The sequence below is a fragment of the Microbacterium sp. Root322 genome (assembly GCF_001425645.1).
Lineage (GTDB): Bacteria > Actinomycetota > Actinomycetes > Actinomycetales > Microbacteriaceae > Microbacterium > Microbacterium maritypicum.
The window spans coordinates 361,975-386,102 of sequence record NZ_LMCS01000002.1 but is presented as its reverse complement, the minus strand read 5'-3'; the positions used below and the strand labels follow the sequence as shown (position 1 = coordinate 386,102).

Genomic DNA, 24,128 nt, shown 5'->3' with positions numbered 1-24,128 from the left:
CTGCTTAATTGCGACCGAGGTCAGTGTGCGGCGTTGTATGCGTCCACGACCTGTGCGGGAATGCGACCGCGCTCGGAGAGCTTGTGCCCATTCTCGTTCGCCCAGGCGCGGATGGCTGCGACCTCGGGGTTGCGCGCGGGCCGCTTCCGAGCCGCGGAGGTGCGAGGAGCGCTCGAGGAGCCGGCCTTTCGCCCCGCAGTCACGTAAGGCTCGAGGGCCTTGCGCAATTCATCGGCGTGCGCGGAGTTCAAGTCGATCTCATAAGCGGCGCCGTTGAGCGAGAAATGTACAGTCTCGCCCTCGCCGACCTCCAGGACGCTGCCATCGATGTCGTCTACCAGCTGATGCACAATTCGTCTTGCCATACGGGGACTTTACCCGTCAGGACGAAATGCGACAAGTCGGAACAATCATTAGCGCAATGGAATTCACGCGAAGCAATAAATCAATTCCCTGTGGTCAGGGAAGAAGTCCCGCACGCCGCGCTCTGGTGACAGCCGCATGACGCGTGGAAGCATCGAGCTTCGACATCGCGGTTCCGAGGTACGCCTTGATCGTGCCTTCGCGCAGGCCGAGCTGCGCGGCGATCTCCGCGTTCGTCGAACCGAGCGCCGCGCACGCGAGCACATCGGTCTCGCGGGGGGAGAGGCGGACCGTGGGGATGGGGCCTGTCGCCGGCGCGGATGTGCTTCCCGCGAGCGTCATGAGTCGGCGTTCGACGTGCGCGATCCTCGCGCGGATATCGACGTCGTCGACAGAGGCGGCGATGCTGCGAAGTTCTGCGAAGCTCTGACGCAGTTCCTCCCGGTGCGCCGGTGCGACGCTGTCGACGCCGAGGGGCGCCTCCTGCATCCGTCGCTGCACCTCGTCGCGGATGCGCAGTTCGTCGGCGACGGACTGCGCGACCTGCATAGCGGGAGCGGTGGTCACCCCGCCGACCCGCTCCTCATCCCAGCCTCCTGCGTAGAGCACGCCGCGAGAACGACCCTGGACGACGATCGGAAGGGCGAGAAGAGTGCGCAGTCCCTCACCCAGCACGAAGACGTCGTAGTCGTGCGTGATCTGCTGCGAAGACCCGTAGTCGCTCGTCATCCTGGGGCGCAGCTCCATCATCGCCCGTCCGCCGAGTCCACGTTCCGGCCGCACGCGCAGACCGTCCAGTGATCGGGTGCGCGCACCGACGATGCTGGTGACGCTCACGACGCCTTCTTCGATGAGGCCGCCGAAAGCGACCGGGAAGCGCGTGCGCCTGGCAAGCTCGCGCACCGCATTGGCGATGAGATCCGCCTCGGATTCGCGGGTGACGGGTGAGGACACGACTACCTACTTCCGGGGTGACGACGCAGTTCCCCGTTTCGTAGCGTCGACGATATCACTCACGTCGAGATGCGCGTGGGCCCGGCGGCCTACACGCCGGGCCCACGAGATCAGCGGCCGGCGGCTCTGCTCGCCTCGAGGTCGAGCAGGAACCGCTTGCGTTCGGGGTGCGCTCCGTACTGACCAGCGCTCCCATCGGAGCGCACGACGCGATGCACCGGCACGATGATCGAGAACGGGGTGATGCGGCACGCCGTTCCCACGGCGCGCGCCGCACCGGGGTGCCCGGCGAGCACCGCGACCTCTCCGTAGCTCATCGTCTCTCCCCACCCGATGTCGCAGATCGTCTGCAGCGCGGTCAGGGCGAACCCGTCGACGAGTCGCCAGTCGAGCCGGATGTGCTCCTCGAAGCGCACCGGTTCGCCGTCGAAGTACTCGGCGAGCAGGTGTGCGAGCTCGTCGGCGGCACCGGGGTCGGGCTCGGGCACCGCACTCAGCTGCCGGGAGACGCCTTCGAGCAGCCAGGGCACGCGCGGGTCTTCGGATTCGGAGAGGTCGAAGCGCACGATGCCCTCGTCGGAGAACACCGCGAGAGCATCGCCGAACGGTGTCGGCGCGAAGTCGTAGCGGAAGGTCATGCCCCCATCCTGACCGCCCGATCCGACTCGGAGTCCTGCGCCGGCCGCTCCGGGTGGAGAACGCGAGCGGCGACCACACCGGGCAGGAGGAGTGCAGGTTGCCTCTCGGACGGCGGAATTCGGCGGAAACCCGCCCGGGATACCGCGCCTCCGCGGGTCACGCGCCTAGGGTGTCAGTGTGTGGCGACGTGAAGGCAAGTCTGCGGACGACACAGCGGTGGACCCTGCTGTGCCGATCGGCGACCTGCACGGGACCACGACGGGCATCGACATCGCGCACGCGGCCGAGGCCGAGCGCACGCGTCTGAGGGCCGAAGCGGCCGATCTCGGCGGCCCCTCGCCGCTGGTCAGCTTCCGCGACACCCCGGAGTCCGGTATCGACATCTCCAAGGCGCACCCTGGCAGCCTGCCGCAGTTCATCACCGGGAAGTCGACGCTGCTGTCGAACCTCTTCCGTGATGAGGTCGGACTGCGCACAGCACGACTGGCCGCCGAGCGGATCACGGCGAAGAACACCGAGCTGCGCACGGTCCGCGGCATCGAAGCGGTGCATCTCGCGGTCGGTGTCGCACGGTGGCGCATCGGCGGCGCGGGTTTCGCCGCGCCCGTGCTGCTGCGCCCGCTGGCCATCCGCCGCCACCACTCCGATTTCGAGTTGAAGCTCCAGGGGACCTTCGAGGTGAACCCGGAACTCGTGCGGATCGCGCGTGACCACTTCGGCCTCACGATCGATGCCGCAGCCCTCGCCGCGCTGGCCTACGACGGCGGCATCTTCAAGCCGCAGCCCGTGATCGACAGTCTGCGCGCGCTGACCCGCTCGATCGACACCTTCTCGGTCGAGCCGCGCCTGGTCGTCTCGACGTTCGCCGACGTGTCTGGGGTGATGTCGCGCGACGGCGGCAGCCTCGACCATCAGGTTCTGAACGCGCTCGCCGGCCACGTCGGCGACCGCGAGCAGGTCACCGCCCCGCGCGCCACCCCTCATCACATCGGCCCGGACGATCGCGCTCCGGCATCCGACAACCTCCTCCTCGATGCCGACGCGGAGCAGGAGGCGGTGCTCGCCCGTATCGCTGCAGGGCACTCCCTCACCGTGGCCACTCTTCCGGGTACCGGGGGGACGCAGACCGTCATCAACGCGCTCGGGGAGCTGGTGCGCGGCGGCAAGCGGGTACTGGTCGTGTCCGCCCGTCGCTCCACGCTGGACGGCGTGCGCCATCGACTCGCCGGGATCGGGCTCGACAGCCTGGCGATCTCGCCGGCGAGCGTGCGGCGCGACCTGGTCAGGGCGATCGGACGCAACGAGAAGGCCACGGCGCCCAAGGTCAGCGAGGTCGACGACGCGCTCGTGCGCCTGCGCACGGTCCTTCGCGACTACCGCCAGGCGCTCAGTGCGCCGGTGGCCGGGCTGAACGCCTCCGTGCTCGATGCGACCAGGCAACTGACGCGGCTGGCATCGCTCCCGGTGCCGCCGTCGACCACGGCTCGACTGGGCCCCGATGCGCTGCGTCGTCTCGCCGCGGATCGCAGCGAAGCCGCCGAGGCTCTCGCGCAGGCCGCCCGTCTCGGAGAGTTCCGCTTCGGCCCGAACGACTCGCCCTGGTACGGGGTGACCTTCTCCAGCACCGAAGCGGCTCGTGCGGCTCATGAGCTCGCCGGTCGCCTGCACTCCGACAGCGTGCCGGCCCTCCTCGAGCGCGGCTACGAGCTGATCGCCCAGACGCACATGCGCCCGTTCGCGACCATCGATGAGCTGGGCGAGTACCTGCGGCTGCTGCAGGGCATCCGCGACTCCCTCGACCGCTTCAGCCCGACCGTGTTCGAGCGTCCGCTGGGTGAGCTCATCCAGGCGCACGGTTCGCGTCGCGATGCCCCTGGTCTGTCGGGTGCGAACAGGCGGCGGTTGCGACGCTTGGCCAAGGAGTACGTGCGCCCCGGCGTGCATGTCACCGAGATGCACGAGGCGCTTCTGCGGATCCAGGCGCAGCGCACGCAGTGGCAGCGCTTCGTCGAAGCCGGCGTCGCGCCGGAGATTCCCCTCGGTCTCGCCGATGTGTACGCGGCCTGGCAGCGGGTCGAGGCTGAACTCAGCGAGCTCGATGTCGCACTGGGGCGCCGCGAACCGTTGGCCTCGCTCCCGGTCGCGCGACTCGTCCGCACCCTCGCGGGGCTCGCTGCGAAGTCCGATGTCTTCGAGAACCTCGTCGAGCGCGCTCAGCTGCGCGATCGGCTCGCCCTTCTCGGGCTGGAGCCCCTGCTCGCCGAGCTCTCGGTGCGCCATGTCGCGGAGTCCCAGGTGGGGGAGGAGCTCGAATTCGCCTGGTGGCAGTCCCTCCTCGAGCGTGCCCTGCAGGACAACCGCGCGCTGCTCGGCGCGAACACCGCTGTCGTCGACCGCCTCGAGCGGGACTTCCGCCTGGTCGATGAGGCCCATGCCGCCATGGCCGGACCGCTGCTCGCATGGCAGTTGGCCAACCAGTGGCGGATCGCGATCGTCGACGAGCCTCAGCAGTCGCAGCACCTGCGCCGTGCGCTGACGCAGTCAGCGACCACGACCGCGCAGGTCGTCAGTGCCGCGCCCACCCTGGTCGATGTGCTCGCACCGGTCTGGATCTCGTCGCCGTACCTCGTCCCGGAGATTCCGGACTCTGTGGAGTTCGACACCGTGATTCTGGTCGACGCCGCAGCGATCAACCTCGCGGAGGCCGCCCCGGCGATCCGTCGCGCGCGCCAGATCGTCGCGTTCGGCGACCCGGTGACGCAGCGCCCCACTCCCTTCCGCATTGCGGTGGATCCTGAGGAGTCGTGGGAGCCCGAGGTGCCGTTCGACGACGTCTCGGCTTTCGAGCGTCTTTCCGAGCTCCTGCCGGTGATGACCCTGACCCGCAGCTATCGTGCCGGTGGTGAGGACCTCGCGGAGCTGATCAACGACGCGTTCTACGGCGGCGAGATCGTCTCCCTTCCCTGGGCGGGTTCGTACCTCGGTCGTGGCAGCCTCACGGTCGACTACGTGGAGGGCGGGACGGGAACGCCCGATCCGATCTCCGGCGCGGTCGAGAGTCCGGATGCCGAGGTCGCCAGGGTCGTGACCCTCGTGGTCGAGCACGCCGTGCACCGTCCGGCTGAGTCCCTCATGGTCGTGACCGCGAGCGCCCGTCACGCCGAGCGCGTGCGCGCGGCCGTCACCTCGGCGTTCGCCGGACGCTCGGATGTGGCGGACTTCGTCGGGCGCGACACGGTCGAACCCTTCGCGGTGCTGACCCTCGAGGAGTCGGTCGCCGAGAGCCGCGACCGCGTGATCTTCTCGCTCGGTTTCGGGCTCACCAAGCACGGCCGCGTCCTGAGCGACTTCGGTGATCTCTCCACTCCCGACGGAGAGCGGCTTCTCACGGTCGGGATGACCAGGGCACGCCGGTCGATGGTGCTCGTGTCGTCGATCCGCCCCTCGTCCTTCGACGACGGACGCCTGGAGCACGGAGCGGCGACCCTGATGTCGATCCTCGGCGGACTGGCCGCGCGCAGCAGGGATGCCCGCCTGGAGGATCTCGCCGATCCGCTCACGCTCGCCCTCGCGCGGGAGCTGCGGCGGCTCGGAGCCTCGGTGGATGTCGACTATCGCGGGTTGCTCCCGCTGGTCGCGCAGCACGGCGGCAAGGCGGTCGTGATCGAGTCCGACCCGGAGTCGCGAGGAGAATCGCTGCGGGAGACCCTGCGTCTGCGACCGCATGTGCTGCGTCGCCTCGGCTGGCATTACGTGCGGGTGCACGCCTTCGATCTCTACAGCGACCCCGCGACTGTCGCGACGCGGATCGCTGCGGTGCTCGGCATCTCGGATTCCGCCCCGCGTGCCGAGAACGACACGCAGCCGATCAACATCGTCGACCCCCGGAATGACTGACGAGCCCGACACCCCCGAACCGCGCCAGCGCGTCGTGCGGGTATCCGGCTCCCGACGTGCGCGTCTCACACCGGTGCCGGGAAGCGATCCCGAACCGGAGTCCGGCCCCGCCCAGGTATCGCCTCCGCCGACACGGCCGAAGGGCGCCAGGGGTCCGAACGACGATCAGCTGATGCGGGACGTGCCGCCGCACTATTGAGCGTGAGTCTCGGTCTGCGCCCGCGGACGAGAAACGCACGGCCCCTCCGAAGAGGAACCGTGCGTCTCGTCGTGCGAGTGGAAGCTCTCAGGCCCCGCGCTGTGCCTTGAGCAGATCGCGGATCTCGACGAGCAGCTCGGACTCGGTCGATGCGGCCGGCTCCTCCTCGGGCTCCTCGGCCGGCGTGCCCTTGCGAGCCTCGACACGGGCCTTGAAGGTGTTCATCGGCAGCACGAAGACGAAGTAGACGACGGCGGCGACGGCGAGGAAGCTGATGATCGCCGAGATCAGGTCGCCGATCGGGAACGTCACCATCTCTCCGTAGATGTTCGGGACCTGGATGCCGAACTGGCCTGTCGCATCCGCCTTCAGGAAGAGTGCGATGAGCGGATTGATGATGCTGTTGACGACAGCCGTGACGATCGCGGTGAATGCGGTGCCGATGACGACAGCGACGGCCAGGTCGATGACGTTGCCGCGCAGCAGGAAGTCCTTGAAACCTTTGAGCATGGGATCCCCCAACAGATCGGGGCCTCAGGAAGAGGCCGGAGTCGACGCAGCCGCCGGTTTGGCGCTCGTCGTCGATTCCGTCTTCGATGATGCCGAACCATCCTTCGAAGCCCCGGATTTCGCGCGCGAGTCCGTGCGATAGAAGCCGGAGCCGTTGAAGGTCACACCGATCGAGCCGTACTGCTTGCGCAGCGCGCCACCGCACTCGGGGCACACGGTGAGAGCGTCGTCGGCGAAGCTCTGCACGGCGTCGAAAGTGTGTCCGCACGCGGTGCAGGCATAGGCGTAGGTGGGCATGGGGGTCCTTGCGATCAGCGCCGGCGTGGCGACAGGGTGAGGGTCTGCGACGGGGTGACGACGCCGTTCACCGGCTGGTCGTGCACCTCTCGCGGAAGTTCGTCGAGTACCTCGGAATCATAGATCACGGCATAGACGGGAGGGCACTTCTCCATCGAGCCGATCGTCTTGTCGAAGTAGCCGCGTCCCCACCCCATGCGCATGCCGGTGCGATCGACCGCCGCGGCGGGGACGATCATCAGGTCCACGTCGTTCACCGCGATCGGGCCCAGCACCTCGCCGGTGGGCTCGGGCAGGCCGAAGAGTCCCTCGGTGACCTCGTCGTCATCGGTGGCGACAGCCCAGTCCAGCAGCCCGTCGGCGCGGGTGACGGGCAGGAGCACGCGGATGCCGCGGCGCACGGCCCTGGTCACGAACTCGCGGGTGCCCGGCTCGGTGGTGGTGGAGAGGAAGCACGAGATGGATCGGGCGCCGAGCTCGTCGACCAGGGCGTCGAGGCGTTCGCCGATGGCCGTGGCGGCGGCTTCGCGCTGCGTGTCGGAGAGGAGCTGGCGTCGTTCGCGGAGTTCGGCGCGGAGTGCGCGCTTCGCATGTTCGACGTCGTTCGACATGGCTCCGAGTCTACGTCGGCGCTCACCACTAGGCTGGCAAGATGGCTGACCACAAGATCAAAGCCGTCATTCCCGCAGCAGGCCTGGGTACGAGATTCCTCCCTGCGACGAAGGCGATGCCGAAAGAGATGCTCCCCGTCGTCGACAAGCCGGCGATCCAATACGTCGTCGAAGAGGCGGCCAACGCCGGCATCGACGACATCCTCGTCATCATCGGCCGCAACAAGAACGCCATCTCCAACCACTTCGACTCCGTGCCGGAGCTCGAGGTCAGGCTCATGGAGAAGGGCGACACCGGGCGTCTCGAGCGTGTGATGAAGTCGAGCGACCTCGCCGACATCCACTTCGTGCGCCAGGGAGAGCCGAAGGGGCTCGGACACGCGGTCCTTCGTGCACGCACCCACGTCGGTGACAGCTCCTTCGCCGTGCTCCTCGGAGACGACCTCATCGACGAGCGCGACGCGCTGCTGACCGACATGATCGCCGAGCACGAGCGCTCCGGCGCCGCGGTGATCGCGCTCATGGAGGTCGACCCCGCCAACATCCACATGTACGGTGCAGCCGCGGTCGAGCCGCTCGAAGGATCCGACGCCGTCCGCGTCACCGGACTCGTCGAGAAGCCCGCCCAGGAAGACGCACCGTCGAACCTGGCCGTCATCGGCCGCTACGTGCTTCCGGCCTCGGTGTTCGACATCCTCGAGCACACCGAGCCGGGCAAGGGCGGCGAGATCCAGCTCACCGACGCGCTGCAGGTGCTCGCGACCGATCCCGACGGCCCCGGCGTCGTCGGCGTCATCTTCGGCGGACGCCGCTACGACACGGGCGACCGCGTCGACTACATCAAGGCGATCGTGCAGCTCGCGGCAGACCGGGACGACCTCGGTCCCGAGCTGCGCCCCTGGCTCAAGGAGTTCGCGGAACGCCTGTAGGCGACTCTGCGGGCGTCGGTGCGGCATGGATCTGGCGGCGGGAATGCGACACGGACCCATAGAACTGCGGCTCGTCCGTGCCAAGGATGCGAGACCACTGCAGCATGAGCTGCTCGCCAACAGGTCGTGGCTCCAGCCGTGGGAGGCGACGGTCCCGTACGGCTCGGTGTCGTTCGACATGAGGCTCAGCATCCGACGGCTGCTCCAGCAGTATCGCGACGGCTCGGGCTACCCGTTCGTCATGGAGTACGACGGCGAGATCGCAGGGCAGCTCAACGTGTGGGGAGTCTCGCGCGGGTCCCTGTGCTCGGCCACGATCGGGTACTGGGTGAGCGAGCGGTTCGCCGGTCGGGGAATCACCCCGACGGCGGTCGCGATGGCCACCGATGCGTGTTTCACCGAGTACGGGCTCCACCGGATGGAGATCTGCATCCGCCCGGAGAACGACGCGAGTCTGCGCATCGTGCAGAAGCTGGGGTTCCGCTACGAGGGACTGCGTCGTCGCTACATCCACATCGACGGCGACTGGCGCGACCACTACGCGTTCGCTCTGACCAGGGAAGACGTGCCCCAGGGCGTGCTCGCGCGCTGGCTCAGCGGCCAGGTGCCGCCCGATGCTGCGACGGTGCCGCCCTCGGACCGCATCTCGCACTGAAACGGGTGCTCCGGCGGCGGATCCGCACGGACTCGCCGCGACACGCGCCCGTGTGTACGGCGCTGCCCGCTCGCAACCCTTAGCGTGGACGGTATGGATGGGCCGGTGCTGAGCGGGGGAGTGATCGTACTCGTCTCCGTGCTGCTCTGGATGCTCTATCTGCTGCCTTCGTGGCGGGGCCGCTTCCAGTACAACGCCGCCGAACGCAACGCCGTGCGGCTGAACCAAGCCCTGCGCGTGCTCGCCGAGACGAGCGAGACCCCCGGTGAGGTGCGCTTCGAGTTGAATGCGCGCACCGCGCTCGCGCAGCAGAAGCTGGCCAAGCGCGTGCAGTCCGAACGCGAGGCCGCCGAGCTCGAGGCGCTCCGTGAAGAACTCGCCGCCACCCGAGCCGATCCCGTGATCCGTCGTGCGCGCGCGCGTCGACGTGTGCGTGTCGCGGCGACCAGCACTCTCCTCGTCGGGCTCGTGCTCGCCGGCCTCGGTGTGTGGCAGCTGCTGGCCGCGGGAAGCGCGCTGCTGCTCTGGCTCGGCGGTGCCGCGATCGTCGTCGCCGGTGTCGCGCTGCAGCGAATGGCCGCCGTGGCCGGCCGGGTCGCGCGAGCGACGCACGTCGTCTCCGCTCCCGCCGCTCCTCGCGTCGCGCCGGAGCTGCACGATCAGGGACGGGCGACGTGGACGCCGCGGCCGCTGCCGGAGCCCCTGGTCTCGGTGGCGGGATCCCGCGCACAGGCCGCGCAGGCCCAGCTGGAGGCGCAGGAGCAGCGTCGCAAGGCAGCCAGGGTCGCTGCTCTGCGCGAGCGTGCCGAGCAGATGGCGCCCGAGGCCCCGGTGGCCCTGCCTGCGGCCTCATCGCCGTATGCGCGGATGGGCTTCGTCGACGACGCCGAGATCGAAGCGCACGTGCGCGAGATGCTCTCGCGCCGCGCCGCCGGATGACCGTCCGCGGCACGAACAGCTTCTCCGTCGTGATAGCGTAGATGTCGTTCACGGGCCTATGGCGCAGTTGGTAGCGCGCCTCGTTCGCATCGAGGAGGTCAGGGGTTCGAATCCCCTTAGGTCCACCGAACACTGAAGCCCCCAGGCACATGCCCGGGGGCTTCAGTCATCTCCTGCGTGACGGCGCACGGGCGTTAGAGTGAGCTGTGCCGTCGCAACCCGGGAGCGTTCCGCTCGACAACGCCGTGATGCGCTCGCATGCGTTCCGATGAGTGAGGTGCTGGCCCGTCTGCGGGGGCAGATCCTCGACGGAACCTACGCCGGGGGAGCAGGACTTCCCAGCGAGATGGAGTTGGCCGCCCTCCACGGCGTCTCTCGACGCACGATCCGCACCGTGCTCGCCACCCTGGCGCGGCAAGGCCTGGTCGAGTCGCACCGGGGCTCCGGATGGTTCGTGCAGCCCAGCCAGCCGCAGGGATTCGACCGGATGCGGTCGTTCACGCAGTGGGCCCGCGGTCGCGGGCGCGCACCCGGCGGTCTCATCGTGGCACGTGCGACGAGGAAGGCCACGGCGCGGGAGGCGCGTCTGCTGGCTATTCGGACGGATGCGGACGTCCTGACCTTCACCCGGGTCCGGACCCTCGACCAGCGTGCCGTGATGGTGGAGCGATCGACCTGGGCGCCCTGGGTGGTGCCGCATGTGACTGGCGTCCCCGACGACGTCGTCTCCACGACACGGGTGCTCGCGGATGCCGGAATCGTGGTGTCGTCGGGGAACCACAGGATCGAGGCGGTGGCCGCAGCCACCGAGGATGCGCGTCTGCTCGGGGTGCGCAGGTCCAGTCCGCTCCTGCAGGTGCGACGGGAGACCTTCGCAGCGAACGGCCGCCCCGTCGAATGCGCCGAAGACCGCTACGTCCCGCACACGATCTCGTTCGAGGCGCAGGCCTTCGGTGCCGCCGCGCTTCCGGGTGAGGACTGAAGCCCGGGCTGACGGCACGCGCCCGCTGTGCGCACCGGGTCGCCGGGATTCTCGTGCGGGCGCACGATGACACGCGCAGGTCGGTCGGAGTTCACCCACCGGACATCTCGCGGCGGTCGATTGGGTGGGTCCGATTTCTTCTCTTCTCACAGAGGATGCTCCGTGTCTCGTCGTAAACCGCCCGCCCCCGATCCGACCCTCTCCCGCCGTGGATTCACCCGGCTCCTGCGCCCCGCATCGCTGGTCGCCGTCGCCGCCTGCATCGCAGTGCCTGCGCTGACGGCGGCACCGGCCTTCGCCGCCCCCAACTTCACTGCACCGGGTGTCGCTGCCTCCGACCGGTCGGCTCTCGCCGTGTCCGACGGCGAGGAGGCTCCTGCCTCCACCGAGACCGGCGGCACCATCATCCGTCTCGACGGCGAGGCGCCGACGAGCGGTCAGGTCGGGCGCGCGATCGTGCTCCCGCCGGCCGCGGCGGTCGACGTCGACGGCTCCGCGAGCGAGCTCGTCGTCACGGTGAAAGACCCTTCCGGTGTCGTCACGATGGTGATGCCGGAAGAGTCCGGCGGGTATCGATTCACCCCGACCATCCCCGGCGAGTACGTCGTCGCCTACTCGATCAGCGATGCCGCGGGCGGTGTGAGCGAGGAGACCCGCACGATCACCGTGACCGGTGCGCCGGATGCGGCCGTGGCCGCGGCTCCGAGCGTCGCAGCGGCGCCGGCGGTCGAGGTCGGAGGACCGGACGTGCGCTTCGCGGCGATCGGTGACATCCACGTCAATTGGGACGAGCTCGCCGAGGCCTACGACTTCTGGGCGCAGGAGAACGTGCAGACCGCCCTGTTCGTCGGCGACCTCACCAACAGTGCGACGCCGGGCGAATTCGCCGGGCTCAAGCAGACGATGGATTCGAAGGCTGGCCTCGGCATCCCGGCGATCGCGTCGCTCGGAAACCACGATGTTTCGGGCATCTCGTCGTACGACCTGTTCACGCAGGCGACGGGCGGTCAGAAGCCGAACGCCGACTACACCGTGAACGGCTACCACGTCATCACGGTGTCGCCGGGCAGCGGCACCATCGACCCCGACACGGGCAAGCCCTCGGGAGCGAGCGGCGGCAACTACGCCTATGCCCAGTCCTGGCTGCAGCAGAGGCTGGCGGCCGCCACGGCCGAGGACCCGAACAAGCCCGTAATGGTGCTGGTGCACCACCCGCTCCAGTGCACCCACTACGTCTCGAACGAGTGGTACGGCACCGGTCTCTCCAGCGGCTGCGGCGACGGCTTCCAGTCCGTGTTCGACGACTTCCCGCAGGCTGTCGTCTGGGGTGGTCACATCCACACGCCGCAGAACATCCCGACCTCGATCTGGCAGGGCCAGGAGAACCGGAGCGGCGAGCGGTCCACTCAGGGATTCACCACCGTGAACGCGCCGCCGCTGGCGTACTACGAGTTCGAGTCCGGCGTCGTGAACTCGAGCCCGACCAGCCGCGGCAACGACACCACGCCGGATGACGCGGGCAACAACCGCCAGACGGCCATCGTCGAGATCACCGGCTCCACCGTCACCATCAAGAACTACGACCTGCTCGCCGATCAGTGGATCGACCAGACGTGGACCTGGGACGTGGCCGACTCCGTGGATGAGACCAAGAGCTACGACGAGCGGTTCCCGTTCAACGACACCTACCGTGCGAGCCAGTCCGCAGGACCGGTCTGGCCGGAGGGTGCGGCCGTGACCGTGGGCGACATCGCGAGCGCGAAGGCGATGGTCTCGTTCCCGCAGGCCGTCCCCGCGCCGAACTCCGTCGGCGACATCGTGCACAAGTACCGCTACTCGACGGTCGACGTGGCCACCGGCGAGGAGGTCAACTCCTTCCTGCAGTGGTCGGGCTTCTACAACCTGCCGATGCCCGCCGACCGCAGGCACGAGGTGTGGAACCTGCTCCCCGGAAAGGAGTACGAGGTGCGGGTCACCCCCATCAACGCCTGGGGCAAGGAGGGATCGGCGTTGACGGCCCGGTTCACGAGCACCGAGGGCAGCGGCGGTGAGGGGCCCTTCGACCCCAGCAGCCTGACCTTCGACGACCTCCGCGCCGCCCTGCCCACGGCTGATCTCCTGGATGTCGGCTTCGCGGGCGGCACGGCGAGCGACTCCTCTCCGGCCGCGCGTCCGCTCACCGCAGGCGCCGATGCCCGGATCGAGAACGATCCCGCCGTGGGATCCGATGTCGTGATCGGCGCGGAGGGGGCTGCCACCGGCATCCGCACTCCGAAGTGGACGGACGCGGAGTATGCAGCGCTGCAGGACGGCTTCACGCTCGATGCGACCTTCCGTCTCGACGCGATCGCCGGCGGATACGTCGACGTGTTCGGCGGCATGCAGAGCGGCGGCATCGGTCTCGAGGCCGTCGGCACCAGCGCGACGACGTACGAGCTGCAGTTCTGGTACGCCTCGCCTCGTCCGGCGGTCAGCCTGAAGTACGGCCAGTGGTACCACGTGACCGCCTGGTACGACGGTCAGGATGCACGGCTGTACGTCGACGGCGTCCGAAAGGCCGAGTCCGAAGGAGTGTCGTTCTCCGTCAAGCCCAGCGCGGCCGATGCGCGCTACATGGTGATCGGCGGCGACGCGAACACGTCGGGCGCGCTCGACGACGCCACCATGGACGGGCGGATCGCCGGAGTCGAGGTCTACAGCGCTCCGCTCTCCGACAAGGACGTGTACCGGGTGGCGACGCGGGAGCTCACCGCACTCGACACCATGCCGCCGCTCGTGCGCGTCGCCCCGGAACCCGCGGGTGAGGCCACAGTCGGAACCGCCTACACCGCCCCGCGTGCCGAGGCCGTGGACAACTCGGGGCGCGTGAGCACGATGCTCGAGGTGACCGACCCGTCGGGTGCCCCGGTGCCCGTCGACGACCCGGCGTCCGGCCTGCGGGCACTCGCCGCGGCTGCCGGAGACGGATACACGTTCACCCCGACCGCGACCGGCACCTACACCCTGAAGTACATCGCGACCGACGCGGCCGCCCGGCAGAACCAGGTCACGTTCACCGTGACCTCGACGGCCGGCTCCGACGGCGGCACCCCCGGCGGCAACCCTGGTGGTAACCCCGGTGGCACCCCCGGCGGTAACCCCGGTGGCGGTAACACCGGAGGCGGCGCGAACCAGGGCGGCGGTTCCGCCGGTGGACAGTCCGATCCGCTGGCGGCGACCGGTGGCCCGGCCCCGACGATGCTCGCCTTCGCCGGACTGCTGCTGCTCGCCGGAGGCGGCGTTCTGCTCCGCCGGCGGATGCTGCGCCGCCCGGAGGGACAGGAATGAGGACGGGGCGTCGGCATCCGGGTGCGCGCCAGCGCCCCCGACCGGCGATCCGCACCCTGGTCGCCGGAGTCGTCGCCCTCACCGGGGTCGCCGTCAGCGTGATGCTGACGGCGGCCCCGGCCGCGGCGCACAGCTATGCGGCGACGGTCTTCGCCGATGTGTCCGAACCCGAGCGCGGCGTCGTGCGCACCGTGCTCGACATCGAGTACGTCCTGCTCGCCACCGACGGAGCGCGGGCGATGGGCGACACGGCCTTCGAGCAGGAGGCCTACGCCGACGTGCAGGCGAGCGGCCGGGATCCGGAGAAGCTCACGCCCGCGGTGCTCGACGATCACGCCGACTCCGTCGAGGGATACGTGCTGCCTCGGTTCTCGGTGAGCGTGGCCCAGGACGGGGAGCCGTCGCAGGCGTGCCCCAACGCCGTGGTGGCGCCCTACGAGATCGTCATCCGGGACGGCGTGCCGCATGCGCGCCTGGTGATCGAAGCCGACTGCACGGCGCAGGTCGAGGCGATGCCCGTGCCGTATCGGATCACGACCGAGCTCTTCCCCGGAACGGCTCCCGGGGGCATGACGACGACGATCGTCGACTACGACGTGCGTTCGGGTGCGGGTGTGGCCAGTCTCGACACCGACACGAACCCCTCGATGGTCACCACGACCGACTGGGGCTCTCGGATGGGTGAGTTCCTCGTGCTGGGGGCAGAGCATCTGCTGCTCGGCCCCGACCACCTGCTGTTCCTGCTGGCGCTGATCATCGGATCTCGCCGGCTCAGGGACATCGTGCTGGCGGCGACGGCGTTCACGGTCGCGCACTCGGCGACCTTCATCCTCGCCGCCCTCGGGGTGGTGAGCATTCCCGCGTGGATCGTGGAGCCGGCCATCGCCCTGTCGATCGCCGTCGTCGCGCTCTGGGAGATGCGACGGTTTCGGCGTGCCAGGCGGACGGATGCGATGGGGGCGGAGGGGACGCTTCGGCCCTTGTCCGGGAAGGCCCAGGGTCCGCTCGACGAGCAGCCGCTCGTCGGAGGCGGCGGGAACGCTGTCGCTGTGCGTGAGCGGATCCTCGCGGCGTCGGCATCCGCACCGGTGGTCGACGGCTTCACCCGAGGGGATCTGCTGCGTATCGGCGTGGTCTTCGCCTTCGGGCTGATGCACGGCGTGGGCTTCGCCGGAGCGCTGGGAATCGACGAGCCGTTCTCGTGGGATCTGCTCGGGGCGCTCCTCGTCTTCAACGTGGGCATCGAGCTGGCGCAGCTTCTGGTGATCGCGGTGGTGTTCCCGCTGTTCGTGCTGCTGCGGCGGCGGCTGCCCTCGGCGGGATTCTGGATCGCCGCGGTCGTCGCTGCCGTCGGGCTGTTCTGGTTCATCGAGAGGCTGATCGCCGGAGCCTGAACCGGTGCACCCGCCTCCGTGGCGGAGGCGGGTACACCGGCCCCGAGGAGTTCGTTCACGACGAGGGTGCGCTGGCCTCGAGGAGCAGCCGAAGTCGTGCTTCAGGGCTGCCGGTGATCGTGATCGTGCGGGGGAGAAGGCCGTCGCGATCGAGATCGTCGACGAGCTCGGGCAATGCTTCGTCCATCGCGAGGCGCAATGCCGGGTCTTCGTCATCGGGCACGTGGATGATCCTGGCAGCCTCCAGCGGCACGATCGCGAGGAGATCGATGTCGGACATCGATGCCTCCACGAGAGCGGTCGCGCGCGGGAGGAGGTCGCCGTCGCTGCGCCCGAGCCGCTCCAGCGCAGTGAGATAGGCGAGGAAGTCGAGCGGTCCTCGTTCGCTGATGACCGAAGACCAGCTGGCCGATTCCTGCACCCGTGAGGCGGTGACGCGCAGCTGCCGGGCGAAACTCCGCTCGCCGGTCGGGTCGTCGAGGTCGAGGTCGTCGAAGGGGTCGGTGAGGACGCGGAACTCGGGTCGGATGGCGTGGAAGTCCGAGATCAGCGTGCTCTTGCCGCTGGCATGCGTTCCCGAGACGACGATCCTCATCCGCGTGCGGCGAGGCCGGCGAGCAGCTCCAACACGCACAGCGCCGCCAGGCGCACGGTGCGGGCATCGTCGGCGTCGGCGGTCGCATCGACCTCTGCGAGGTCGGCACTCACCACACGGGAGTCCGAGGCCACGGCACGCGTGAGCGCCCGAAGCTCCCAGGCCTGCAGTCCGCCGGGAACGCTCGCGGGGCAGCCGGGCGCCACCGAGCGGTCGCACACGTCGACGTCGATGTCGAGGTGGATCCGCGGATCGGCTCCTGCTCCTGCGACGTCCAGGGCCTCAGCGATCACGTCGTCGATGCCGCGGCGGCGGAGCTCGTCGAGGGTGATCACGCGGATGCCCCAGTCGGCTGCGCGCCGGGCGTAGGCGGCGGAGTTCGCGAAGTCGGCGATGCCGATCTGCACGATCCGGGTCGGGTCGATCCGGGCGGTGTCGACCGGCGATGCGGCGGGGATGTCTTCCACGAGGCGTCGCACCGGCGTGCCGTTGGAGACGCCGTCGCGCAGGTCGAAGTGCGCGTCGAACGTGATCAGTCCGGTGGCCTCGGCCCCGAGCGCCGTCGGATAGGTGAGCGAGTTGTCGCCGCCGAGCGCGATGACGAGCTTCGAGGCCGCGGCGAGTTCGCGCACGCGGGAGATGACCCGCGCCTCGCCGGCGGAACCGTCGGGGTCGGCGACATCACCGGCGTCGGCGATGCGCAGCACCTCGTCGAGCTCGATCGCGGGCGGACCCATCAGCGTCGTCCCGTAGCGGGGGAGGGCCTCGCGGATCGCGGCCGGCGTCGCGTGCGCTCCCGTCGGTGACAGCGAGGTGCGCCAGGTCGGCACTCCGAGCACGACGGCGTCGGCGGTGCCGTCGAATGCGGGCCAGGATCCGGCACGCGGCCAGAGCGGGTCGTTGCTGAGCTGTGCGGTGTGGGGGCTCATGATCAGACTCCGGGGATCAGGGCGTGGGCGATGGAGAAGATGACGAGACCTGCCAGCGCACCGACGAACGTGCCGTTCAGTCGGATGTACTGCAGGTCGCGGCCGACCATGAGCTCGATCTTCTCGGTCGTCTCGGCGGGGTCCCAGCGCTCGACGGTGTCGGTGATGATCGAGGCGATGTCGTGCCGGTAGCGGTCGACGAGGAACACGGCCGCATCTGACACCCAGGTGTCGACGCGGTGCTGCAGTGCGGTGTCGGTCGTGAGGCGTTCTCCGACCTCCTGCAGGGCCTGCACCGCGCGGCGGCGCAGACCGCTCTCCGGATCGGCGAGGGCGGTGAGCAGACCGTTCTTCGCGGTGTTCCACGCCTCGGCGGCCAGGGCGCCCACACGCGGGCTGTCGAAGAGCGAGGCCTTGGCGTTCTCGAGCTTCGCGCGGGTCGCCGGGTCGTTCTGCAGACTGTCCGCCAGACGCGCCAGATACCCGTCGACGGCGATGCGGGCCGGGTGATGCGGGTCGGCCTGCACGGCATGCACGAACTTGACGGCCTCGTGGTAGACCGTGTCGTCGACGAAGCGATGAGCCAGCTTCGGCACCCACCCTGGCAGGCGACGGGAGACGAGTCCGCTGAACGATTCGGCATTCGCGTCGAGCCAGCGCGCGATGCTGTCGGCGGCCAGGTCGACGGCGCCGTGATGGGCGTCGGCCTCGACGATCTTCTCGAGCCAGGCTCCCGCGGGCGGACCCCACTCGGGGTCGACCAGGTGCTCACGGGCGAGGTCGGTGATGAGGTCTCGCACATCATCATCGCTCAGCGCGTTGAGCACGGCCGTGGCGATGGTCGCGCCCTCGGCGCCCACTCGCTCGGCGTGCGGGGCCTCGCGCAGCCATTCGCCCGCGCGCAGCGCGATCCGCGTGCTCGACAACTTGGTGCGCACCACGTCGGCGGCGAGGAAGTTCGTCTCCACGAACTCGCCGAGCGTGCGGCCGATCTCGTCCTTGCGGTTGGGGATGATCGCGGTGTGCGGGATCGGGAGGCCGAGCGGACGGCGGAACAGTGCGGTGACGGCGAACCAGTCCGCGAGCGCACCCACCATGCCGCCCTCGGCCGCAGCGCGCACATAGGCGAGCCCCTCGAACCGCTGCTGGAACGCGAAGGCGAACACGAAGACGACGGCCATGAACACCAGAGCTCCGAGGGCGACGGCCTTCATTCTTCGGAGCGCGCGCAGGCGCTCCTGGTCGGAGGGGGACAGCATCGCCATCGGTGTTCGCGGCATGACGTCATCCTTTCACGCCGTCGTCGTCGCGGTGCCGACGGCGCAGGTGCGGTGTCTCGGTGCTCAGACAGCCGTCCGCCTCGACGGACGAGTACCCTCAAGGGGTGATCGAAGACATCAAGAAGCGTGCTCTGCACCGCACCAGCATCCTCGAGGGCCAGATGCGCGGCGTCGCGCGGATGATCGAGAACGAGGAGTACTGCATGGACATCATCACGCAGTCCCGCGCCATCCAGCGCTCGCTGGAGTCGTTGAACCGTCTGCTGCTGGAGAACCACCTCCGCACACACGTCACCCACATGTTCGACGAGGGCGGCGAGGAGCGCGACAAGGCCGTCGTCGAACTCCTCAAGGCCTTCGACTTCGACCGCAAGTAGGGCGTTCCGAGCCGGGCACGACACAGCGCCCCGACGGAGTCGTCGAGGCGCTGCGCGGTGATTCACCTGCCGCTGTCGTCGAAGACCTCGCCCTCCATGGCGTCGTAGCCCTCGGCCTGCGGGTCGCCGTGGGTGCCGCCCGAGATCGCGTACTCCTCCTCGGGGGAGAGCACCAGGCGGTGGCGGAAGAAGAGTCCGAACCCGAGCAGGATCACGACGTAGACGATCGCGATCGCGACGATCGCCGGGCCGAACGTCGGGTTGAGCAGGAACCCGACGAAGATCAGCGCGGCGATCACCAGCGCGACCGCGGCACCGGGGATGCCCCACGGGCTGCGGTACGGACGGTCGACGTTCGGGTACTTCTTGCGCAGGATCATGAACGAGACCAGCTGGAGGCCGTAGGCCAGCACGGCTCCCCACACGGCGATGTTCAGCACGATCGCACCGGCGACGGAACCCGCACCCTCGGCGTCGACGGCTGCGAGGACGTCGAGCACGATGAGGGCGACGAAGCCGATCGCCGCACCCACGACGAGGGCGACCCACGGGGTCTGGCGCTTGCCGGTCAGTGACAGGAAGCGCGGGTAGTAGCCGGCGCGTGACAGCGAGTACATGTTGCGGCCGTAGGCGAACATGATCCCCTGCAGCGAGGCGAGCAGTCCGATGAGGGCGAAGAGGGCGAGCACGGCGGCGAGCTGATCGCCGACGATCGCACGGAAGCCGTCGAGCAGCGGCTCGCCCGCAGTGCGGGTGGCCTCGGCGCCGATCACGCCGGTGTTCAGGAACAGCACGAGCAGACCCGTGACGATGAGCGTGCCGCGAGCCCAGAATCCGGCCTTCGGGATGTCGCGCGTCGGGTTGTGCGATTCCTCGGCGGCCAGCGGCAGCTCTTCGATGCCGAGGAAGAACCACATCGCGAACGGGAGAGCGAACAGGATCGGCAGCACGCCGTGCGGCAGGAACTCCGTCTGGCCGGAGTCGGGGGCGATGTCCCACAGTGCGTCCCAGCTGAAGGCGCCGGAGAAGATCGCCATCGCGGAGAACACCAGGATGATGCCGATCGAGATGATCGAGACGACGATCGCGAAGCGGAAGGAGATCGCCGCACCCGCGGAGTTCAAAGCGATGAAGACGATGTAGAGGATGAGGTACCAGGCCCACCCCGGCAGCTCGAGGCCGAGCAGCTCACTGGTGATCCCGTTCGCATACGACGCCGAGAAGTAGACGATCACCGCCGTCGTGGCGACGTACTCGATCGTCTCGGCGGCCCCGGTCACCAGGCCGCCCCACGGTCCCATCGCCGATCGTGCGAAGGAGTACGCGCCACCGGTGTGCGGCATCATCGCGGCCATCTCGCCGATCGCGAAGATCATGCCGTAGTACATGAGCACGAGGATCGCGAAGGCGATCAGCATCCCGCCGAAGCCTGCGAAGTCGATGCCGAAGTTCCAGCCGGAGAAGTCGCCGGAGATGACGGCAGCGACTGCGAGGCCCCACAGGCCCCAGACGCCGGCGGATCTCTTCAGCGTCCGTTTCTCGAAGTACTCGCTCCCGGCACGTGTATAGGTCGCCCCAGCGACCTTGCGGGATTCATTGCTCTGCTCAGACATCCGCTCTCCGTTCGCATGCACACAGGCGCCGGGTGCACCTTGCGGATGATTGTGGCAGTCAATGGTGGTTTCGTCTACCTTTAAACGCGACAGTGATCTACTCTGATGGCGAAGCCGGTCGGTCGATCGCTTCACCACGACGACGGGAGCGAGAAGATGTCGGGAAACCTCAGCATCGAGCAGCTGGATGCCGGCATCGCCGCCGGTGAGATCGACACGGTGATCGTGGCCTTCGCCGATGCGCAGGGTCGGCTGGTCGGAAAGCGGGTCTCCGCGCGGCTGTTCCAGGAGGACATCCTTCATCACGGCGCCGAGGCCTGCGACTACCTGCTGTCCGTCGACGTCGACATGAACACGGTCGACGGCTACGCGATGTCGGGCTGGAACCGCGGCTACGGCGACATGGTGCTGCGCCCTGATGTCGCGACCCTGCGGCGGATGCCGTGGCTCGAGGGCAGCGTGCTGATCATGGCCGACCTGGTCTGGCAGAACGGCGAGCCCGTCGGCCCCTCGCCGCGCGCGATCCTCGACCGGCAGCGCGACCGACTCGCAGAGCGCGGATGGACGGCCTTCTCCGGCACCGAGCTCGAGTTCATCGTGTTCGAGAACACCTACCGCGACGCCTGGGCGCGCAAGTACGAGGGGCTGACACCGGCCACCGACTACAACGTCGACTACAACCTGCAGGCCTCGACCCGCATGGAACCGCTGCTGCGCGACATCCGCCTCGGCATGGACGGAGCGGGTCTGTACTGCGAAGGCGTGAAGGGCGAGTGCAACCTCGGACAGCAGGAGATCGCGTTCCGCTACGCCGAGGTGCGCGAGACGGCCGACCAGCACGTGATCTACAAGAACGGCGCGAAGGAGATCGCCGCCCAGCACGGGCAGTCGCTCACGTTCATGGCGAAGTTCAACGAGCGCGAGGGCAACAGCTGTCACATCCACCTCTCCCTGCGCGCCGACGACGGGACGCCGGTGATGGCCGGCGACGGTGCGCACGGCTTCAGCCCCGTCATGGAGCACTGGATCGCCGGCATCCTCGCCACCCTGCGCGAGTTCACGCTGCTGTATGCGCCCAACATCAACTCGTACAAGCGTTTCGCGAAGGGCAGCTTCGCGCCGACCGGCGTGGCCTGGGGCATCGACAACCGCACCTGTGCGCTGCGCGTGATCGGCAGCGGATCGGGGCTGCGGGTCGAGAACCGGGTGCCCGGCGGCGACGTGAACCCCTACATGGGCATCTCGGCGATCATCGCCGGTGGCCTGTACGGCATCGAGAACGAGCTAGCCCTGCCCGAGCGGTTCGAGGGCAACGCCTACGAGGCGGGCGTCGACCACCTGCCGACGACTTTGCGCGAGGCCGCACAGCTGTTCAGCGCGTCGACCATCGCCAGGGAGGCCTTCGGCGACGACGTCGTCGACCACTATCTGAACCAGGCGCGCATCGAGTTGGAAGCCTACGATGCCGCCGTGACCGACTGGGAGCGCGTCCGTGGTTTCGAGCGGCTCTGACCCGGCGCCCCTGATCGGGGTCACGACCTACCTGGAGCGGGCGCAGCAGGGGGTGTGGGATGTGCGGGCGGCATTCCTGCCAGAGCAGTACCTGAATGGTGTGACGGCGTCCGGCGGCATCGCGCTGCTGCTGCCCCCGCAGGACCCGGAATCGGCGGATGCGGCGATCGCCGGGATGGACGGGCTGATCCTCTCCGGCGGGGCCGATGTCGCGCCCGAGCTCTACGGTGCGCAGCGGCATCCGCTGACCGATCCCGCCCGTGTCGACCGTGACGCGTGGGAGCTGGCGCTGTTCCGGGCGGCGGAGCGGCGGCGCATCCCGGTGCTCGCGATCTGCCGGGGGCTGCAGCTGGTCAACGTGGCGCGCGGCGGCACTCTCCAGCAGCATCTCCCCGAGTCGCTCGGCACCGAACGGTACCGCCTCGGCGGAGGGGTGTTCGCCGAGAACGACATCGAGGTCTCGGACGACACCGCCCTCGCCGAGGTGCTCGGCGCGGGAGATGTGCGGGTGCACAGCTACCACCATCAGGGCATCGATCGACTCGGGGAGGGGCTGGTCGCGGCCGCCCGCTCCGACGATGGACTCGTGCAGGCGTTCGTCGACACCTCGGCCGGCCGCATCGTCGGCATCCAATGGCATCCGGAGGAGAACGCCGAAGACCGGCGTCTCTTCACAGATCTCGTCTCACAGGCTCGTGCGTTCGCCGCGCAGCGGAAGGAGGACGCCCGATGAGTGCGTTCACAGTCATCAACCCGTCGACCGGAGCCGCGATCCGCGACGTCGCGCGCGCGGATGTCGGAGAGACCGATGCGGCGATCGCCCGTGCGGTCTCCGCTCAGCGACGGTGGGCGGCACTGGCTCCGATCGCCAGAGCCGACGCGCTTCGGGCGTTCGCTCGTGCGGTCGAGGGCGCGGTCGAGGAACTCGCCCAGCTGGAGGTGCTCAACTCCGGGCATCCGATCGGCTCCGCACGGTGGGAGGCCGGGCACGTCGCCCAGGTGCTCAACTACTATTCCGCCGACCCGGAGCGGCTGTCCGGACGACAGATCCCGGTGGCCGGCGGGCTCGATGTCACCTTCCACGACCCCTACGGCGTCGTCGGCGTCATCGTGCCCTGGAACTTCCCCATGACGATCGCCTCCTGGGCGTTCGCGCCGGCGCTCGCCGCGGGCAACGCCGTGGTGCTGAAGCCCGCCGAGCTGACCCCGCTCACCGCGATCCGCCTCGGTGAGCTCGCGCTCGAGGCCGGACTCCCGGAAGGGCTGTTCGAGGTCGTCACGGGCTCGGGCTCGGTCGTCGGTCAGCGTCTGGTCGAGCACCCCGACGTGCGCAAGGTGGTCTTCACCGGCTCGACCGAGGTCGGCATCGAGGTCGCGGCCGGCTGCGCGAGAGCGCTCAAGCCGGTCACTCTCGAACTCGGCGGCAAGAGCGCGAACATCGTCTTCGCCGATGCCGACCTCGAACGCGCGGCGGCGCGGGTGCCCGGTTCGGTGTTCGACAACGCAGGCCAGGACTGCTGCGCTCGCAGTCGCCTGCTCGTGCAGCGCTCGGTGTACGACCGCTTCCTCGAACTGCTCGAACCGGCCGTGGCCGCCTGGCGCGTGGGCGACCCCGCACGCGAGGACACCGACATGGGGCCGCTCATCTCGGCAGGGCACCGCGACACCGTCGCCTCTTTCCTCGACGGCGCCGACATCGCGTTCCGGGGAAGCGCGCCGGGCGGGGACGGGTTCTGGTTCGCTCCGGCCGTCGTGCTCGCCGACCCCGCCGACCGCATCGCCCAGCAGGAGGTGTTCGGGCCCGTCGTCGCGGTGATGCCGTTCGAGGATGAGGCCGACGCCATCCGTCTGGCCAACGACACCGCCTACGGGCTCGCCGGCTCCGTGTGGACCGAGAGCCTGGGGCGCGGTGTGCGCGTGGCACGGGGTGTGCGCAGCGGCGTGCTGTCGGTGAACTCCCACTCCTCGGTGCGGTACTCCACGCCGTTCGGCGGCATGAAGGCGTCGGGCCTGGGGCGCGAGCTCGGCCCCGACGCCGCCGAGCACTTCACCGAGACCAAGAACGTCTTCTTCGCGACCGATGAAGCCTGATCGCGTCGTCCCCTCACCCACCCGGAACGGAGAAC

At 69.1% G+C, this 24,128-nt stretch carries 21 protein-coding genes and 1 tRNA gene; 12 read left to right on the top strand and 10 right to left on the bottom strand.

Translation table 11 applies throughout. The annotated features are described in order from the left end of the window. Positions 1–20 precede the first annotated feature (20 nt). The 3 genes from ASC55_RS06575 to ASC55_RS06565 all read right to left on the bottom strand — a co-directional run bounded on the left by ASC55_RS06575 (position 21) and on the right by ASC55_RS06565 (position 1,955). Positions 21–365 (bottom strand): histone-like nucleoid-structuring protein Lsr2, encoded by a 345-nt coding sequence (locus ASC55_RS06575; RefSeq protein WP_031205549.1) that lies wholly within the window; start codon positions 363–365, stop codon positions 21–23. Positions 366–459: 94 nt separating this feature from the next. Continuing rightward, on the bottom strand, positions 460–1,317 hold the full coding sequence (locus tag ASC55_RS06570; protein ID WP_017828906.1) for a LuxR C-terminal-related transcriptional regulator: 858 nt from the start codon (positions 1,315–1,317) through the stop codon (positions 460–462). A gap of 110 nt (positions 1,318–1,427) precedes the next feature. Beyond that, the gene (locus ASC55_RS06565) at positions 1,428–1,955 is read right to left on the bottom strand and encodes a methylated-DNA--[protein]-cysteine S-methyltransferase (protein ID WP_055873828.1); all 528 of its coding nucleotides are present in this window, start codon (positions 1,953–1,955) and stop codon (positions 1,428–1,430) included. A gap of 178 nt (positions 1,956–2,133) precedes the next feature. Here ASC55_RS06565 and ASC55_RS06560 point away from each other — a divergent pair, with 178 nt between their 5' ends. Beyond that, entirely contained in the window at positions 2,134–5,853 is a 3,720-nt protein-coding gene (locus ASC55_RS06560; protein ID WP_055873825.1) for an ATP-binding protein, read from the top strand. 286 nt (positions 5,854–6,139) lie between these two features. On the opposite strand, the gene mscL is transcribed toward ASC55_RS06560, so the two are convergent. The 3 genes from mscL to ASC55_RS06545 are packed head-to-tail and all read right to left on the bottom strand — an operon-like array spanning position 6,140 to position 7,470. Beyond that, positions 6,140–6,562 carry a large conductance mechanosensitive channel protein MscL gene (gene mscL / locus ASC55_RS06555; RefSeq protein WP_055865112.1) on the bottom strand — a complete coding sequence of 141 codons (423 nt, stop codon included), beginning with the start codon at positions 6,560–6,562 and terminating at the stop codon, positions 6,140–6,142. Positions 6,563–6,586: 24 nt separating this feature from the next. After that, the gene (locus tag ASC55_RS06550; protein ID WP_017828901.1) at positions 6,587–6,859 is read right to left on the bottom strand and encodes an FmdB family zinc ribbon protein; all 273 of its coding nucleotides are present in this window, start codon (positions 6,857–6,859) and stop codon (positions 6,587–6,589) included. 14 nt (positions 6,860–6,873) lie between these two features. Then, positions 6,874–7,470, bottom strand: a complete 597-nt coding sequence (locus ASC55_RS06545) for a 5-formyltetrahydrofolate cyclo-ligase (protein WP_017828900.1) — start codon at positions 7,468–7,470, stop codon at positions 6,874–6,876. Positions 7,471–7,511: 41 nt separating this feature from the next. On the opposite strand from ASC55_RS06545, the gene galU reads away from it, so the two are divergent. The 7 genes from galU to ASC55_RS06510 all read left to right on the top strand — a co-directional run bounded on the left by galU (position 7,512) and on the right by ASC55_RS06510 (position 15,696). Continuing rightward, entirely contained in the window at positions 7,512–8,399 is an 888-nt protein-coding gene (gene galU, locus ASC55_RS06540) for a UTP--glucose-1-phosphate uridylyltransferase GalU (RefSeq protein ID WP_031205546.1), read from the top strand. Between the two features lie 43 nt (positions 8,400–8,442). Beyond that, positions 8,443–9,054, top strand: a complete 612-nt coding sequence (locus ASC55_RS06535; RefSeq protein WP_055865109.1) for a GNAT family N-acetyltransferase — start codon at positions 8,443–8,445, stop codon at positions 9,052–9,054. A gap of 93 nt (positions 9,055–9,147) precedes the next feature. Next, positions 9,148–9,993, top strand: coding sequence for a hypothetical protein (locus tag ASC55_RS06530; RefSeq protein WP_055865100.1), 846 nt, complete (start codon positions 9,148–9,150; stop codon positions 9,991–9,993). Between the two features lie 52 nt (positions 9,994–10,045). Then, positions 10,046–10,118 (top strand) — tRNA-Ala (locus tag ASC55_RS06525). 143 nt (positions 10,119–10,261) lie between these two features. Next, entirely contained in the window at positions 10,262–10,975 is a 714-nt protein-coding gene (locus tag ASC55_RS06520; protein ID WP_031205543.1) for a GntR family transcriptional regulator, read from the top strand. Between the two features lie 162 nt (positions 10,976–11,137). Beyond that, positions 11,138–14,302 carry a LamG-like jellyroll fold domain-containing protein gene (locus ASC55_RS17270; protein ID WP_162243045.1) on the top strand — a complete coding sequence of 1,055 codons (3,165 nt, stop codon included), beginning with the start codon at positions 11,138–11,140 and terminating at the stop codon, positions 14,300–14,302. Next, on the top strand, positions 14,299–15,696 hold the full coding sequence (locus ASC55_RS06510) for a HupE/UreJ family protein (RefSeq protein WP_055873823.1): 1,398 nt from the start codon (positions 14,299–14,301) through the stop codon (positions 15,694–15,696). The genes ASC55_RS17270 and ASC55_RS06510 overlap by 4 nt, the downstream gene beginning before the upstream one ends. 55 nt (positions 15,697–15,751) lie before the next feature. On the opposite strand, the gene ASC55_RS06505 is transcribed toward ASC55_RS06510, so the two are convergent. From ASC55_RS06505 to ASC55_RS06495, 3 genes are read right to left on the bottom strand one after another with little or no spacing between them, the layout of a single operon-like run. Continuing rightward, positions 15,752–16,291 carry a hypothetical protein gene (locus ASC55_RS06505; RefSeq protein ID WP_017828893.1) on the bottom strand — a complete coding sequence of 180 codons (540 nt, stop codon included), beginning with the start codon at positions 16,289–16,291 and terminating at the stop codon, positions 15,752–15,754. Continuing rightward, on the bottom strand, positions 16,288–17,220 hold the full coding sequence (locus tag ASC55_RS06500; RefSeq protein WP_055873820.1) for an agmatinase family protein: 933 nt from the start codon (positions 17,218–17,220) through the stop codon (positions 16,288–16,290). The genes ASC55_RS06505 and ASC55_RS06500 overlap by 4 nt, the downstream gene beginning before the upstream one ends. Positions 17,221–17,222: 2 nt before the next feature. Next, positions 17,223–18,500: a DUF445 domain-containing protein gene (locus tag ASC55_RS06495; protein WP_055865084.1), complete on the bottom strand. Its 1,278-nt coding sequence runs from the start codon at positions 18,498–18,500 to the stop codon at positions 17,223–17,225. Positions 18,501–18,604: 104 nt separating this feature from the next. Between ASC55_RS06495 and ASC55_RS06490 the strand changes: the two genes are divergently transcribed. Continuing rightward, on the top strand, positions 18,605–18,877 hold the full coding sequence (locus ASC55_RS06490) for a metal-sensitive transcriptional regulator (RefSeq protein ID WP_017828890.1): 273 nt from the start codon (positions 18,605–18,607) through the stop codon (positions 18,875–18,877). Between the two features lie 62 nt (positions 18,878–18,939). Here ASC55_RS06490 and ASC55_RS06485 read toward each other — a convergent pair whose 3' ends face one another. After that, complete coding sequence (locus ASC55_RS06485; protein ID WP_055873817.1) at positions 18,940–20,490, bottom strand: amino acid permease; 1,551 nt, start codon at positions 20,488–20,490, stop codon at positions 18,940–18,942. A 105-nt stretch (positions 20,491–20,595) separates the two neighbouring features. Between ASC55_RS06485 and ASC55_RS06480 the strand changes: the two genes are divergently transcribed. From ASC55_RS06480 to ASC55_RS06470, 3 genes are read left to right on the top strand one after another with little or no spacing between them, the layout of a single operon-like run. Continuing rightward, entirely contained in the window at positions 20,596–22,002 is a 1,407-nt protein-coding gene (locus ASC55_RS06480; protein WP_055865078.1) for a glutamine synthetase family protein, read from the top strand. Next, complete coding sequence (locus ASC55_RS06475) at positions 21,983–22,735, top strand: gamma-glutamyl-gamma-aminobutyrate hydrolase family protein (protein ID WP_031205537.1); 753 nt, start codon at positions 21,983–21,985, stop codon at positions 22,733–22,735. Before ASC55_RS06480 ends, ASC55_RS06475 begins: the two co-directional genes overlap by 20 nt. Further along, entirely contained in the window at positions 22,732–24,093 is a 1,362-nt protein-coding gene (locus tag ASC55_RS06470; protein ID WP_055873814.1) for an aldehyde dehydrogenase family protein, read from the top strand. Before ASC55_RS06475 ends, ASC55_RS06470 begins: the two co-directional genes overlap by 4 nt. The last annotated feature ends 35 nt before the right edge of the window (positions 24,094–24,128 follow it).